The 14,369-nt window shown below is 46.4% G+C and carries 12 protein-coding genes; 5 read left to right on the top strand and 7 right to left on the bottom strand.

What is annotated here, in order from left to right:
* Window positions 1-174 precede the first annotated feature (174 nt).
* Window positions 175-1,554, bottom strand: a complete 1,380-nt coding sequence (gene ygjG, locus KI228_RS03285) for a putrescine aminotransferase (RefSeq protein ID WP_172740562.1) — start codon at window positions 1,552-1,554, stop codon at window positions 175-177.
* A gap of 430 nt (window positions 1,555-1,984) precedes the next feature.
* Here ygjG and KI228_RS03290 point away from each other — a divergent pair, with 430 nt between their 5' ends.
* Together KI228_RS03290 and KI228_RS03295 are read left to right on the top strand one after the other, a co-directional pair.
* Window positions 1,985-3,505 carry a methyl-accepting chemotaxis protein gene (locus tag KI228_RS03290; protein WP_061070601.1) on the top strand — a complete coding sequence of 507 codons (1,521 nt, stop codon included), beginning with the start codon at window positions 1,985-1,987 and terminating at the stop codon, window positions 3,503-3,505.
* A 311-nt stretch (window positions 3,506-3,816) separates the two neighbouring features.
* Window positions 3,817-5,382, top strand: a complete 1,566-nt coding sequence (locus tag KI228_RS03295) for a methyl-accepting chemotaxis protein (RefSeq protein WP_061070600.1) — start codon at window positions 3,817-3,819, stop codon at window positions 5,380-5,382.
* On the opposite strand, the gene KI228_RS03300 is transcribed toward KI228_RS03295, so the two are convergent.
* Window positions 5,379-5,936: a PadR family transcriptional regulator gene (locus KI228_RS03300; RefSeq protein WP_071888443.1), complete on the bottom strand. Its 558-nt coding sequence runs from the start codon at window positions 5,934-5,936 to the stop codon at window positions 5,379-5,381. The two genes, KI228_RS03295 and KI228_RS03300, sit on opposite strands and share 4 nt — an antisense overlap.
* 228 nt (window positions 5,937-6,164) lie before the next feature.
* Here KI228_RS03300 and KI228_RS03305 point away from each other — a divergent pair, with 228 nt between their 5' ends.
* Window positions 6,165-6,929, top strand: coding sequence for a siderophore-interacting protein (locus tag KI228_RS03305; RefSeq protein ID WP_141227684.1), 765 nt, complete (start codon window positions 6,165-6,167; stop codon window positions 6,927-6,929).
* Between the two features lie 85 nt (window positions 6,930-7,014).
* Window positions 7,015-7,353: a DUF1889 family protein gene (locus KI228_RS03310; RefSeq protein ID WP_071888470.1), complete on the top strand. Its 339-nt coding sequence runs from the start codon at window positions 7,015-7,017 to the stop codon at window positions 7,351-7,353.
* 211 nt (window positions 7,354-7,564) lie between these two features.
* Here KI228_RS03310 and KI228_RS03315 read toward each other — a convergent pair whose 3' ends face one another.
* Together KI228_RS03315 and KI228_RS03320 are read right to left on the bottom strand one after the other, a co-directional pair.
* Window positions 7,565-8,023 carry a hypothetical protein gene (locus tag KI228_RS03315; RefSeq protein WP_044255796.1) on the bottom strand — a complete coding sequence of 153 codons (459 nt, stop codon included), beginning with the start codon at window positions 8,021-8,023 and terminating at the stop codon, window positions 7,565-7,567.
* A 1-nt stretch (window position 8,024) separates the two neighbouring features.
* A complete protein-coding gene (locus KI228_RS03320) occupies window positions 8,025-8,930 on the bottom strand; it encodes a winged helix-turn-helix domain-containing protein (protein ID WP_061070597.1) in 906 nt (301 codons plus the stop codon).
* A 553-nt stretch (window positions 8,931-9,483) separates the two neighbouring features.
* Here KI228_RS03320 and KI228_RS03325 point away from each other — a divergent pair.
* On the top strand, window positions 9,484-9,996 hold the full coding sequence (locus KI228_RS03325; protein WP_141227383.1) for a helix-turn-helix transcriptional regulator: 513 nt from the start codon (window positions 9,484-9,486) through the stop codon (window positions 9,994-9,996).
* A gap of 119 nt (window positions 9,997-10,115) precedes the next feature.
* Here KI228_RS03325 and KI228_RS03330 read toward each other — a convergent pair whose 3' ends face one another.
* The 3 genes from KI228_RS03330 to KI228_RS03340 all read right to left on the bottom strand — a co-directional run bounded on the left by KI228_RS03330 (window position 10,116) and on the right by KI228_RS03340 (window position 14,288).
* Window positions 10,116-11,132: a fimbrial protein gene (locus KI228_RS03330; RefSeq protein ID WP_052443893.1), complete on the bottom strand. Its 1,017-nt coding sequence runs from the start codon at window positions 11,130-11,132 to the stop codon at window positions 10,116-10,118.
* 85 nt (window positions 11,133-11,217) lie between these two features.
* Complete coding sequence (locus KI228_RS03335; RefSeq protein ID WP_052517388.1) at window positions 11,218-11,730, bottom strand: fimbrial protein; 513 nt, start codon at window positions 11,728-11,730, stop codon at window positions 11,218-11,220.
* Complete coding sequence (locus KI228_RS03340) at window positions 11,730-14,288, bottom strand: fimbria/pilus outer membrane usher protein (RefSeq protein ID WP_346730020.1); 2,559 nt, start codon at window positions 14,286-14,288, stop codon at window positions 11,730-11,732. The genes KI228_RS03335 and KI228_RS03340 overlap by 1 nt, the downstream gene beginning before the upstream one ends.
* Between the last annotated feature and the right edge of the window lie 81 nt (window positions 14,289-14,369).

Here is a 14,369-nt window from a genome sequence, read left to right on the forward strand (position 1 = left end):
GATTGTCCAGTATGTAAAATTATTGTTATGTGGTCGGATGAGTGTCTAATTTAGTCGTCGGCAGGGAAAAGGGAAAAGGGGAATGCGATGATTGTGATGGGATTCAAAAAATGCCCCCGGGCAGGGGGCATTTGTTCACAGGCCAGAATGGTGTTTCATCACCCGGCAAGCTGTTTACACCTCTTCTATGCTCACCCGCAGCGCCGCCAGCGCTTTACGCGTGGCTTTCAGCACTTGCTCACACTGCTCAATGGTCAGCGTTAACGGCGGTTCGATGCGGATCGTTTTCGAGTTGTTGAGCGTTCCGGCAACCAGGACCCGCTGGCGGAACATCTCGCTGGCGAAATTGTAGCCGGTTTCATTGTCGACAAACTCGATTGCCATCAGCATCCCTTTCCCGCGGGCGTCCTGCACCAGGTCAGGGAACTCTCGCGCCAGTTGGCGAAAACCGTCCAGCAGGATATCGCCTTTCTGTTCCGCTTGTGCCGGTAAGTTCTGCTCCAGCAGCACATTGATGGTGGCCAGCGCGGCCGCACAGGCCAGCGGATTGCCACCGAAGGTGGTGGTGTGCAGGAAGGGGTTATCAAACAGTACCGAGAAGACCTCTTCGGTGGCGATCGTCGCGCCAATCGGCATCACGCCGCCGCCCAGCGCTTTTGCCAGGCAGAGAATGTCGGGCTGCACGTTCTCATGCTCGCAGGCAAACATCTTGCCGGTACGCCCCATGCCGGTCTGGACTTCATCAAGGATCATCAGCGCGCCAAATTCGTCGCAGAGTTTACGTACGGCGGTGAGATAACCCTGCGGTGGCAGGATCACGCCACCTTCACCCTGAATAGGCTCCAGAATCACCGCAGCCACATCATCTCCGGTTTTTTTGCACTCGCTGAGCGCGGTACGCATGGCCTCAATATTGCCGAACGGCACATGACGGAAGCCCGGCAGCAGCGGCATAAACGGCTTGCGGAACGTCGATTTGGCGGTGGCGGACAGCGCGCCCAACGACTTACCGTGAAACGCGCCGCTGGTGGCGATAAAGGTAAATTTGCCGCGTGGTGACTGATACGCCTTCGCCAGTTTCAGCGCCGCTTCGACCGATTCAGTACCACTGTTGCTAAAGAAGCTGTATTTGAGTTTTCCGGGCGCCAGGGCAGCAAGGGTTTTTGCCAGCATGGCCCGCAGTGGGTCAAGCAGTTCCTGACTATGCAGAGGTTGTTTCGCGAGTTGATTCTGTACGGCGGAAACCACAACTGGATTACGGTGCCCCACGTTGAAAATTCCAAAACCTCCCAGGCAGTCGACAAACTCCTGTCCCTGGGTGTCGACAAGCGTGTTCAGACTTCCCGCTTGCCACTCTACGGCTCCGTAATCCCCGCCGGCGGTAACAGATTTGCGATACTCTAAAAATCCCGGATTGACATGCTCTTTGAAGTAATCAATCACCTCTCGGTTAAGTGCTTTCATCTCCTCATGATCAAGCGTTCGCTTCTCAATGAGATTCAGTGCGTGCGCACTACAGGCCAAAGCCGATGCGCTGGAAGGTAACCTGTTCAAAATATGCTCCCGGAGATCGCGTATCACATGATACCGATTTAAGTATTGCAGGGATTGCGCCATCCCGGCGGCGCTGATGAAAATCGGGATAAACACCAGGGAGAACTGTTATTGCGCAACATTTAATCTCATTTGTTAACACTTGCTGGGTTTTTGTGCAAAATGAAGACCGTGCGAGCGCGGCGTCAGAAGGGGCGATTGCGCAGAAATAGTGCAAATTTTGCGCGATAACAGTGCGCGTCCCACAGTGTGATTTTATAGTTTCAACTTGAAAGTATTTTAAATCAATCAATTAGAATTCGTACAAAATATGAGGTTTAATCGCAAATTGCGATCTAAATCAAATTTAACATCTAAAGATAAATCTGTTAGCGCCGAAATAACATCTGACAAGAAGTTAACAACCAGATAACTTGCACAGGACGCGACTATGTCTTCTCAGCTCTACGTTACCCAGCAAAATACACCGCTGGATGACGATACGACCCTCATGTCGACAACCGATCTCCACAGCTACATCACGCACGCCAACGATACGTTCGTCAATATTAGCGGTTACTCACTCAATGAATTGCTGGCGCAACCGCACAACCTGGTGCGTCACCCGGACATGCCGAAAGCAGCCTTTGCTGACATGTGGTACACCCTGCAGCAGGGTGAACCCTGGAGCGGCATCGTCAAGAATCGCCGTAAAAATGGCGATCACTACTGGGTTCGGGCGAACGCGGTACCGATGGTGCGCGAGGGGAACGTGACGGGGTACATGTCAATTCGCACCCGCGCGACGGATGCGGAGATCGCCACGGTTGAGCCGCTTTACAAGGCGCTCAATGAAGGTCGTTGTCGACGCCGGATCCACAAAGGACTGGTGGTGCGTAAAGGATGGCTCGGGAAACTACCGGCAATGCCGGTGCGTTGGCGGGTCCGCAGCGTGATGGCGCTGATCTACGTGGTATTGGCGGCGGTGCTACACCTGTCTGGTGCGCCATGGCTTGCACAACTGATGTGTGTGCTGGTGATGCTACTGGGTACAGCGGCGTTTGAGTGGCAGATTGTTCGTCCGATTGAGAACGTCGCGAAGCAGGCGCTGAAGGTAGCGACCGGTGAGCGAAACAGCGTGGCGCATCTGAATCGCAGTGATGAACTGGGGTTGACGCTACGCGCTGTCGGGCAACTTGGTCTGATGTGTCGCTGGCTAATTAACGACGTTTCAAGCCAGGTGTCGAGCGTCAGAAACGGCAGCGAAGCCTTAGCGAAAGGCAACGACGATCTGAATAAGCATACGCGTCAGACGGTCGATAACGTCCAGCAGACGGTGACCACCATGAATCAAATGGCGGCGTCGGTAAAACAAAACTCCGAAACCGCATCCGCCGCCGATAAGCTGTCGATTGCCGCCAGTAGCGCGGCGGCACAGGGCGGTGAAGCAATGGACACCGTGATTAAAACCATGGATGACATCGCCAACAGCACGCAGCGCATTGGCACCATCACCACGCTGATTAACGACATCGCTTTCCAGACCAATATTCTGGCGTTGAACGCCGCAGTTGAAGCGGCCAGGGCGGGTGAGCAAGGCAAAGGGTTTGCCGTCGTGGCGGGTGAAGTGCGCCATCTGGCCAGCCGCAGCGCCAGCGCGGCGAATGATATTCGTAAGCTAATCGATGCCAGTGCGGATAAAGTGCAGTCGGGTTCTCAGCAGGTCCACGCCGCGGGACGTACGATGGATGATATTGTCTCTCAGGTACAAAACGTCACTCAGTTGATTGCGCAGATCAGCCATTCAACGCTTGAACAGTCCGACGGATTGACCAGTCTGACGCGTGCGGTAGGCGAACTTAACGACATCACGCAGAAGAACGCCGAGTTGGTTGAAGAGAGCGCGCAGGTGTCCGCCATGGTTAAACACCGTGCCAGCCGTCTGGCGGATGCCGTGACGGTGTTGCACTAATCCTTTCTTTTATCCGCATCAACGCTTACCGGTAATGGTAAGCGTCATTGTAATAATAATGTTAATAACATATTAAATATTACCACCTACGGGTGGTTTTTTTATTTTATTCGTATCTTTTCATTTCTGTCTTTGGGCTATTTGGACATCATAAAAAATCGTTTATATAACGATCGGTCTGCCTTTATTCATCGTCAAAAACTATTTGCCGGCAGTTATTGATAATAAAAAGCGATCAATATCATAAAGTTAGTGAGTTTGTTACCGATAAAGGAATCTGTCTGAAGAAAAACTATCTCCAGGGAGAATATATGTTTTTACGTAACATGAAGATCCGCTCAAAATTATTTATCGCGTTTGGATTGTTTATTGTACTGATGATGGTGAGTTCAGGCCTTTCATTATTTAGCCTGGACCGCGCCAACAGCGGTATGCAAAACATCATTACCAATGACTATCCCATCACGGTAAAAGCCAACAAGCTCATCGATCATTTTCAGGATTTTGTCAGCACGCAGCAGTTGATGCTGATGGACGAAGAGGGGCGGTGGACCCAGACGTCCCAGAAAAAGCTCGACAACATTAGCCAGCAGATTACGGTGTTGCTGGATGAACTGGACGCTGCGCCGCTAAATGCCGAATCGAAAAAGGTCATCTCCGGGATCCGTGATGTGCGCGAGCAATATCTCGCCTCCCGATTCCGCATTTTGCAGGAACTACAAAACCATAACCGACAGGCGGCAATGCAGGAGATGATGACCACGACGGTCAATGTACAGCAGGCCTATAAAGAGAAAGTTCAGGCGCTGATCGCCATTGAAGATGCGCAGATGTTGCGTGCTGGCGCGCAGGTGGAAAGTGATTTTACTGCGAACCGGGCGTTGCTTATCGCGCTGGCGCTCATCGGTATTGCCGCGGGTTGTATGATGGGTTGGTATATCGTGCGTTCCATCACCCGGCCACTGAATGAAGCGGTGCAGTTTGCCGAAGCGATTGCCGAGGGCGACCTGACCCGCAATATCCTCACCACGCAGAAAGATGAGACCGGCGAACTGCTGCATGCGCTGATGGTAATGAAAACTCGCCTGCTGGAGATCGTCCAGGAAGTCCAGAACGGGTCGGAGAATATCTCCAGCGCGGCAGCGCAGATCGTCGCCGGGAACCAGGATTTGGCTGCACGTACCGAAGAACAGGCGAGCTCCGTTGAGCAGACCGCCGCGTCAATGGAGCAGATCACCGCCACGGTAAAAAACACGGCCGAACATACCGGAGAAGCGACGAAGCTCTCTGCGGGGGCGGCGACCGTTGTGAAGAACAATGGCGAGATGATGAATCAGGTAACGCAAAAAATGCGGGTGATTAATGAAACATCTAACCGCATGTCGGACATCATCAACCTGATTGACTCCATTGCATTCCAGACCAATATTCTGGCGCTTAATGCAGCTGTTGAAGCCGCGCGAGCCGGTGAGCATGGCCGTGGGTTTGCCGTGGTGGCAGGGGAAGTACGCCAGTTGGCGCAAAAGAGCGCATCTTCTGCCAGCGAGATCCGCCATCTGATTGAGGATTCCACCGGTCAGACCCAGGAAGGGATGCAACTGGTCGAGAAGGCTAACGGACTGATAAACGGCATGGTCAACAACGTCGAGGAGATGGATGTGATCCTGCGGGAGATCGGCCAGGCCAGTCGTGAGCAAACCGAGGGGATTTCGCAGATCAACAGCGCGATTGGCCTGATTGACGCCACTACCCAGCAGAACTCCTGTCTGGTCGAGGAGTCCGTTGCGGCAGCGGCGTCACTGAATGAGCAGGCGTTACACTTAAAAGAGATGGTGAAAGTGTTCCGTGTTCGTGACGGCGACGCCTTGCCTGCTTAATCAAGCTGAGTGATTTCCAGCGCCGCACGGTCGATCACGCCAATGATCTTTTTTAACTGTGCGTCGCTGATGTCACCCTGATTCACTCTCAGATCCAGCACTGCCTTGAAGTTTTCCAGCGCTCGTTTCATCTGCGGATTCTTACGCAGTTCAAAGCCGACATTGCGTGCGTTGACGCGTTCCTGAATGTGGCCGAGATGTTCACGATTCTCTTCCAGCCATTGTGCGCCGGTGTCAGTGAGAGTGATTTTTTTACGCCCCCCATCCTCTTCGCTAACCGTAATAAAGGCCTGATCCTGGAGGAAATCCAGCGTTGGGTAGATCACGCCAGGACTCGGCGTATAGTTGCCTTGCGTCAGATTCTCGATAGCTTTGATTAGCTCATAACCGTGGCTGGCTTCGCGGGAGAGAATATCCAGAATCACCAGACGCAGCTCCCCATGGCCAAAAAAGCGCTGACGCCGTCCACCACCGCCACCTCTACCGTGACGATGTTCGCAACCGCCGTGATGATGCCCTTCGCCTTTACAGCAACCTTCATGATGATGTCGCATGATAACCTCCTTTTGTTTAGATATATCTAATTTATATCTAAAATGAAGATTTTGACAAGAGCAGTGTTGAAAATTTTACTAATACTATGAATTTAAATGATAAATATGTAAAGGCAGTAACACAGCAGATGCTATCAAAAAATGACTTGCAATTCTGGCTATTAACAATCATTATCATTTGAAAACTGTATTTAGATATATCTGATTATCACACGAAGGTCAAAAATGATGAATAAAACTTCACGTTACCCTCAGCGCGTGCGCAATGAACTGCGCTTTCGCGAACTTACCGTTTTGCGCGTAGAACGCATCGGGACGGGTTTTCAGCGTATTGTCCTCGGTGGCGATGCGCTGGAAGGCTTTAACTCGCGCGGCTTTGACGACCATAGCAAGGTGTTTTTCCCGCAACCCGGCAGCCGGTTTGTTCCGCCAACCGTAACGGAGGAAGGGATTGTCTGGGGCGAGGGCGTGCGTCCGGCTTCTCGCGATTACACACCGTTGTACGATGAAGCCCGTCATGAGCTGGCGCTGGATTTCTTTATTCACGACGGCGGTGTGGCGAGCCGTTGGGCTATGAAAGCGCGCGAAGGCGATACGCTAACCATCGGCGGACCACGTGGTTCGCTGGTAGTGCCGGAAGACTACGCTTACCAGCTCTATGTTTGTGATGAGTCCGGTATGCCAGCGTTGCGGCGTCGTCTTGAGGCGCTGAATCGCTTACCGGTAAAACCGACGGTGACCGCGCTGGTGAGCGTCGCCGATCCGGCATATCAGGATTACCTCGCGCATCTGGGCGATTTTTCCATTGAATGGCTGGGACACGATGAGCAGGCGCTTGCCGCACGACTGGCGCAGATTGACGTGCCGACAGAAGATTATTTCATCTGGATTACCGGGGAAGGGAAGGTGGTGAAAAATCTTAGCCAACGCTTTGAGCAGGAACCGTTTGATCAGCAGTTAGTCCGTGTGGCGGCGTACTGGCACAACAAGTAAAGTGAGCGCCGTCGGGACAATGAAATTTAATGATTTCTTTGAGGCTGAAATCGGTTTAAGGTCATAGAGTAGTCTTGTGTTTTACATGGTAAATTTTAAGGATAAAAGTATGCCTGCAGTCATTGATAAAGCATTAGATTTCATCAACGGTATGAATACCTCGGCCTCATCTCCAGAACCTATGGATGAAAGCACGGCGAAAGGAATTTTGAAATATTTGAAAGAGCTGGGCTGCCCGGCAAGTGCGTCGGATATCGTTGCGCGTGGTGAGCGGGAGGGGTGGAACCCTGGATTTACGCAAAAACTGGTTAAGTGGGCTGAGAAGTTTGAAGCCGGTGAACGGGTTTTGATCAGAGACCCTGAATATTTTTCATTGTACATGCGTGAGCAGCTTCAGGAACTGGTCGAAGTTGAGCGCGCGTGAAGCCAACAACCTGCCTTGATGCTCTCACCGTTGCGGTGAGAGCTTTCATTATGCTTAATAAAGAATAAGGGCCGGCGATTTCTCGCCAGCCCTCATTGCTCTGAAGGAATTAGGTGTTGGAGTCACAGATGCTGAGGGAAGTAGCCTGTGGACTGAGTATTCGGGATAAGGCGATTTCACCGATTATTGTCCAGATGAGCGTTTCGCGGTGTTACTGTAAGGTACAGATAAATATTGGCAAAGCCGCAGTTCTGAAAACCAGTCCATCGCTCCCCTGTTTATGTATGAAGAGCTGTAAACCACGATCTTCATAGAGATAAAAATCAGGGACTACGCCGCTTAAAAGCCTGGCCTGAGAAGCAGTCAGTAAAGAGAGTGTTGATATCATTGTGTATTCATCGCCTTCCCTGGTGAATTTAAAGGATAAATTCTGCGTAACTTTTCGCGTTGGTAATCCTGGCTCATTATATTCTCCGATAGTAATGACCTTCCCGGAATCGCCATTGAACACATATCTGACCTTAACAGAATAGGTTCCCTCGAGCCTTTTAAAACTGATGTTGCCCCAACAGGAGAAGTTATTTTTATTATAATTATCAAATAGATATATAAAAAAAGGGGATAAAACAATCGCGACCAATAAAAAAAGAAAACAGATCTTTGCTTTCATATTAACGCTCGATGAAAAAAGTGGAATAGCATGAGGCCGTATTATTTGTATTTTTATCACAGATATGCATGAATACTTTTGTGCCACGAGTATCTATTGCTATATAAACTCTCTTTTCCGATTCGCAGTGAATATTTTTATCTGTAAAAATAGATAAGTAATCTTCTTTTTGCCTTAGTTTGTCATTCAAACTTTTCATAATTGTACAGTTATTTATAACGCCAATTTGACGATAATTGGAAAAGAAGTTACGGTTATCTTGTATAAGCGTATAATAATATGGCACATAAAGTAATAAGGCCAATAATAAGGCGAATGATATTGCTCGCCATTTATGTTGATAGGCACTATCAATACAATTGAGAACAATTGTCCATAGTTTGGCATTCATTTTCTGTTTTGAGGATGAATCCTTCTCGGTGTCGTTATGAATTTTCTGCGAGTAGGTGTCCTGTACAGAGTAAATGTGATTTATAACATCCATGTTATAACTTACAGAAACCTCGGGTATACTGATCTCTTTGGCCACAGGGTCAGAACTGATATAACTATCTGCAATACTTTCTTCCTCTTCCAGGAGAATAGCGGTTCCTAAAAAGCTAAATCCTTCGCGAGGAATGGTATGAATTACATCCTGTGAAATACCAACCTCACGTAATGCTTTACGTATTAAAGATATATTCTGATAGAGAGCATTTATGCTGGTGTATTGACCTCTACTTTCCCATACGTCCTGCGAAAAATCATATTTTGTTACAATTTCCCCTTTCTTTTCTAATAAAAGTTTTAAACATCTACTCGCCGGGACATTTAAAGATACACTTTTTTTATCCTCGGATACGGGCTCTAGTAATTGATTAGCAGGATAAAAATAAACAATATCGTTAATAAGGTATTTTTGTTTCATTCATTAGAACACTGGTTTATTAAGTGTAGTCATTATTTCAGAGGTTAAAAATTATAGAATAAAAAATCATAAAACACAAGAATGCGTGTTGATTAAGCATTGGTGTTTTGTATGCAAAGACAAAAACGATGTTTCTATCAGAAGGTGGTCTGCAAAGAAGGTCTTGTAAATAGCAGGAAACTTAACATTTTCGTCTTCAATAACAGTATAAATGTAAATAAAAACCATATTCATTATGTTTGCAATGAAAGGCTTAATAAAACAATAACCTATTGTTTTATAATGTTTTATTTTATCTCATGAGTTCTTAAGGGATCTTATTTATATTGTATTTTACTCACGAATAAATCTTCAGATTAAATGAGTGAACAAACTTTAAAAACGCCAGTAAGATAAGTCCTAAAGATTGCTCAAAACGGAAATACAACATTGAGCGATTATCGATTTTATTTTATATGCGCACACCTTGTATGGAGGATATACTTTGATCTTAAGTCGATCTGATTACCCCTGTCAGTTAAGTAATATCACATTTGAATACATTATTAATGAAATGAACAGAACGCTGGGTTACATATATCAAGAAAGTGACTGCTACGTCTGGTTTGTTAACGGTGATGCCGCAAATATAAACATGCATGCCAAGAAAATTCATCTGGAAAGGAAAAAAGGTAAAAGTATTTTTATGGTGACGCTGACAGACAGAAAGGAAAATTACTCTCCAATTATTAATCATCTATCCGACCTGGTAGTATGCAAAAGAACATCCTACTCTTTTTTAAGGGAAGCGATAAAGTTTATGTTGCAAGCACCTCCGAAGATTACAGAAGATTATTTTTTAGGAGATATCTGGGGCAATGTTTTAAAAGGGACTCAAAAGGAGTATGAGGTACTCGATCTGTTGTTTAAAGGGTACTCGCAAAGCCAAATATCAAAAACATTGAACTTATCCGTGAAGACGATAAGTGGATATAAAATGAAGGCAGTCAGGCGACATGGTCTGCGAACATTTAGCGAGCTGTGTATCCAAAAGTTTAAGGATAGTATCAGCACCTACAATACCTGATAGCAAACCATGCAATCTTTTGCATGGTTTTGTACTATCGAAAAATAATTGAGAAAAAATGGTTTTCTCTCTCTCGAATAATTTTGTTATGCTGTTTACAGTAGTTTAATTATGGTGGCCTATTGATAGGAGAATGTAATACTGGCAATTGCGTTAGCGCTGCCAACCGTGATATTACCCGTTTGTACATATTTTGCCGTTATAGGAACCACCACATTTCCCTTATCCTGGGTTGTAACAAGCTGAACCTGGCCTGTCGTGCCTTTTAATGAGCTATCTGGTCCTAAATGAAAAGGTTCTTCACTGTTGACAAAAAATTGTACACCAATCCCTTTGGCGTCAGAGTCGGAAGTCAATCCTACAATATTACTGGTATTAGAAGTATCGGATTGATCGGTAATAACCATGGCTAAAGTTATATTAGCATCGCAGTTCAACGTAATCGAGGATGAGATACCTTCAGAATGGCTGCCGACGCCTTTAAATACATTCTCACTGACCTCTCCCAGAGGAAAGCTTACTAAAGACTGGTCTACCTCACACCCATTGGCAATCGTTGAAATCGTAGTGGGGCTAATGATTATTTTTGATGTAGCAGCCACGCCGGAAACTGATTCGTGGCCTGTCATGACTGCAGCGGTAATTTCCGGCGTCGTGATTACTCCGGTTTCGAGGCGTCCGCTGATTTTGACGAAATTGATCTGTACATCAAACCCTATCTGACCAACTGCCCCACTCCAGGTTTGGCTTTCTTTATCTGTAAGGGGAATATACTGAGATGCTTTGGTGTCCTTTACGCCAATAGTAAAACCAATGCCGGGTACTCCTGTTTCATAAACACCGTAAACCACGCCATTTACCGTTAGCGTCACGCCAGAAGGTTGAATGCCGCTGTCCAGCTTTACGGACGCAGATTTACATGGGTAAAGCCAGTTAGAGCAGCTAAATACATTGTCAATGCTGGCGGTCGTTGTCGGCCCAATCTGCTGCCCAAAGGAGGAGGCATCGGCATTCTGGGTAACCATAATGGGCGCTGGGGAAAGTATTATCTGGGGTGTAGTGGCGGTAATCGCCTTTACCGAATAGCTGAACGGAATAAGTAAAATCGTTACAAATATTTTTAATATTATCTTCATTACTGACGGATTCCATTTTTTTTGCTAATGAAATTAGCCCTTGTGTTATTAAAATGGCGTTATACAATGACGCGTTAAAAAACACTCATGGAAAGGTCACTGTATATGTAGCCGTACTATTTGCATCTCCTGCACTGAGGAGAGAACCCGTGGCGATGTATTGTGCATAGAATTGTAATGCCATCGTATTTCCGTCTGTGAGTAAATAGTTTTTAGAAGTGCTGTTTATCGGAACGATCGTTTTATCTTTATCCATAAGTTTTATTGCCACCCCACTGGCACCACCTCCTGCAAGCGCTAAAAAATCACTGTTTGTATTATCCGGGACTCCGGAAAAGGTCACTACGGCGCCGCTAACAGAAGCCGCGCAGTCCTTCAGTCTGATAGTGAATGGGATCACTGGAACACGGTTGCTGGACTGCGCTAATTGCGTGATATTGATATCTTTCATATCGATGTCTATGATTTCAGACTCGCTGTCCAGAATACAACCGCTTGCGGTAATGTGGCCTGTAACATTAAGCAGAACGTCATATCCCAATGCGTTTTGCATCCAGAATGCCAGAAAAAAAACAGATGATGATATTGTGATTTTCATTACTTACACCTTACCGACGTAGAATAAATACCTGTTACGTTATTACTTTTTACTGTCCTGATATCATATTCCGCAGTACAGACTTGTTCATGCTTCTTCCCCCATCTGGCAGTTAATCGGCCTACGTCTGGCAGCCCGCTAATATAAACAATGCCAGAATCATCAATAATGCCGTTGCTTATATTGCCGTCACTCTCGTCTGCACTCACGATGGTTCCAAACGGTAAAGACTGGCGATCGTCCTTCACAATCCTGAACATGACTTTCTTCCCTACCCGAGCTATAAACGTAGCGCGCACCAGGGCTCCCTCGGAAGGGATGACGGTTTTAACCGCTTCATCCAGCTCAACGTCTGGGTCTAATGTTTCTTCTCGCAGCTGAACCCGATTCTCACGATATGCGGTAGCGTAAGGAATAATCGCATACCCGCGTCCGTCAGTTTGGATACCGGTGCCGTTCACAAGTTCAGCATCTGATGCACCCTCGGCTTTAACCAGAATGTTAGTGTTTCCCAACTGTTGTCCCAGGGTCAGGCCATCCTCGTGAAGTGCCATTGCACCGGTAAAGCCATATTTCATAAACTGACTTTCTCTGGAGTAGCTATAGCCAAGATCGGTAATACCATAGCGACCTTTGTAATTTAAGGCGATATTTCCGCCATCTGTGGAATGGCGCTGGCGGTACTGATAGATATTATAACTGAGTTTATTATAATCCAGAGCATTGCCGCTAAGGCCGATAATTTCATTATAATCGCCCTTATCAGAACTCATTATCGAGGTGTTTATTCTTGCCGTGTTTGTATAGGCGCTCGTCAATAAACTTGAGATGGGTAAAGAAACCGCAAGGTTTACGAGTTTATCTTTTTCCGCATTCCAGGGTTTTTTGTTCTGGGCATAGGATAATGTATATGAAAGATTACCAATATTTCCAGAGTATCCGATCTGCATATTGGTGGCCTTTTTCTCCGAGCGCCAGTAATTCTGATGATTAAACGAAAAATAGGCGGAGCCATATCCGTGTAAATTTTGTGATAGCAGGATTTGAGACATGGCTTTTTTGGCATAGCGTAGATTATAGCTATTCGTAGTATTCACCACCGGATTGCCATTCGCATCAGTGTTATATTCTACAGTTTCGCCACTCATCCTTTTATACGTAGTATCACTTAACGAGTAGAAGCCATCGGTAGAGTAGCGGTAAGCGGCAAAATTTAAGTTTGTCCCGAAGTCTGTAACTGACTTTGCATAGCGAAATAGCAGTGAATTGCCGCGATACTTTTTATTATTCGACAACTCACTTTCAGCATGGGTCATATCCAGAGAAACAGCGCCCCAGGCACCCATGTTCCTGGCGATTCCAAGCGCAGTAGACGTATATCGCTCTGATAATTGCATGCCGCCATAAAGCGTCAAACCCCAGGGCGTACCCCAGAATAAAGAGGCTTGCGTATAAAATGGCGTGTTTTGTTCGTTTTTTAAACCAGAGCGATAATGGCCTGCACTGAGAGCATATTTCACATGTCCTTCTCTGACCAGGTTGGGCACACTGGAGTAGGGTACAGTATAATTTGTCGACTGACCGTTCTCTTCTGCGACCTCAACGTTTAAATCGCCACTTGCTGACGTTGGGTATAAGTCTTCAATAGCAAAAGCGCCAGGTGCAACAAATGTCTGATAAATAACGTTATTGTTCTGGCGAATTGTCACCTTAGCATTGCTTTTAGCAATCCCCCGTACTGTCGGTGCGAATCCCTGCAGACTGTCGGGGAGCATGGAATCTTTTGACTCAAGCTGAATGCCACGTAGTCCGACAGAGTCGAATATATTGAAAGAGGTATTCGTTTCGCCCAGTGTTATCTGGCTTCTCAGGAAGCGAATATCACGTTGTAAGTAACTGTTGATATGGCTCCATTCGCCACCGTTTTGCGTATTATAGATCCAGTTTTGTTGGTTTCTGAAACGCCATGCTCCCCAGTTGATTCCCCCGTTAAGACCAAGAAAGTAGTTGCGTTGTCTGGAATTAGCGCTTCTGCGGTAGTGATAATCGCTGCCACTAAAGGTGTAATTCAGCATTGCTGTGGTGATTCCACTTTCCCATTGCTCAGGATCAATTGCCCCTCTCGCTTTATTATTTAACAAAACCTGCGGAATGGAGAAGGTTACTTTCATCATTTGTTGATCAAATACCACTGTGACTTCCGGCCACAGGCTAAAATCCACGCATTCTGTGCTGAGGTTTGATTTATTTTTATGCAATACGACTGGGTTCATTCCCAGTTCACTCAGCGCAGCAAGAGACATACATGGTGACAGAATTGATCTATTTTCTTTATTTTTTACCTGAAACAGTAAAGTATCTGTTTTGAGGTATTTGTTATTGACGAAAATATCAACTTTGTAATATCCAGGTTGTACTTCAAGCCCCAGTTCAAATGATGACAAATCAGCAATGATATTGGTGTTGTCACTGATGAATGCAGGATTGAATTTATACCCTGCCGCTTGACTTTTATCAGTGGTTAAAAAGAAAAATAAGACTATCCCAGTGGATAAAATAAGGGTTTTATATAGGTGAGAGAACGTTCGGCATCCATATTACTTCAAGTCCTGATAGTCGGTATCACATCATTCAGACAG

Origin of the sequence: Citrobacter amalonaticus (assembly GCF_018323885.1) — a bacterium.
Taxonomy (GTDB): Bacteria; Pseudomonadota; Gammaproteobacteria; order Enterobacterales; family Enterobacteriaceae; genus Citrobacter_A; species Citrobacter_A amalonaticus.

Coding starts and splice junctions, on each gene's coding strand:
- KI228_RS03315 (WP_044255796.1), bottom strand. CDS start 8,023: ATGAAAGCAAAGATCTGTTTTCTTTTTTTATTGGTCGCGATTGTTTTA.
- KI228_RS03305 (WP_141227684.1), top strand. CDS start 6,165: ATGAATAAAACTTCACGTTACCCTCAGCGCGTGCGCAATGAACTGCGC.
- KI228_RS03310 (WP_071888470.1), top strand. CDS start 7,015: ATGGTAAATTTTAAGGATAAAAGTATGCCTGCAGTCATTGATAAAGCA.
- KI228_RS03325 (WP_141227383.1), top strand. CDS start 9,484: ATGAACAGAACGCTGGGTTACATATATCAAGAAAGTGACTGCTACGTC.
- KI228_RS03320 (WP_061070597.1), bottom strand. CDS start 8,930: ATGAAACAAAAATACCTTATTAACGATATTGTTTATTTTTATCCTGCT.
- KI228_RS03290 (WP_061070601.1), top strand. CDS start 1,985: ATGTCTTCTCAGCTCTACGTTACCCAGCAAAATACACCGCTGGATGAC.
- KI228_RS03330 (WP_052443893.1), bottom strand. CDS start 11,132: ATGAAGATAATATTAAAAATATTTGTAACGATTTTACTTATTCCGTTC.
- KI228_RS03335 (WP_052517388.1), bottom strand. CDS start 11,730: ATGAAAATCACAATATCATCATCTGTTTTTTTTCTGGCATTCTGGATG.
- KI228_RS03295 (WP_061070600.1), top strand. CDS start 3,817: ATGTTTTTACGTAACATGAAGATCCGCTCAAAATTATTTATCGCGTTT.
- KI228_RS03300 (WP_071888443.1), bottom strand. CDS start 5,936: ATGCGACATCATCATGAAGGTTGCTGTAAAGGCGAAGGGCATCATCAC.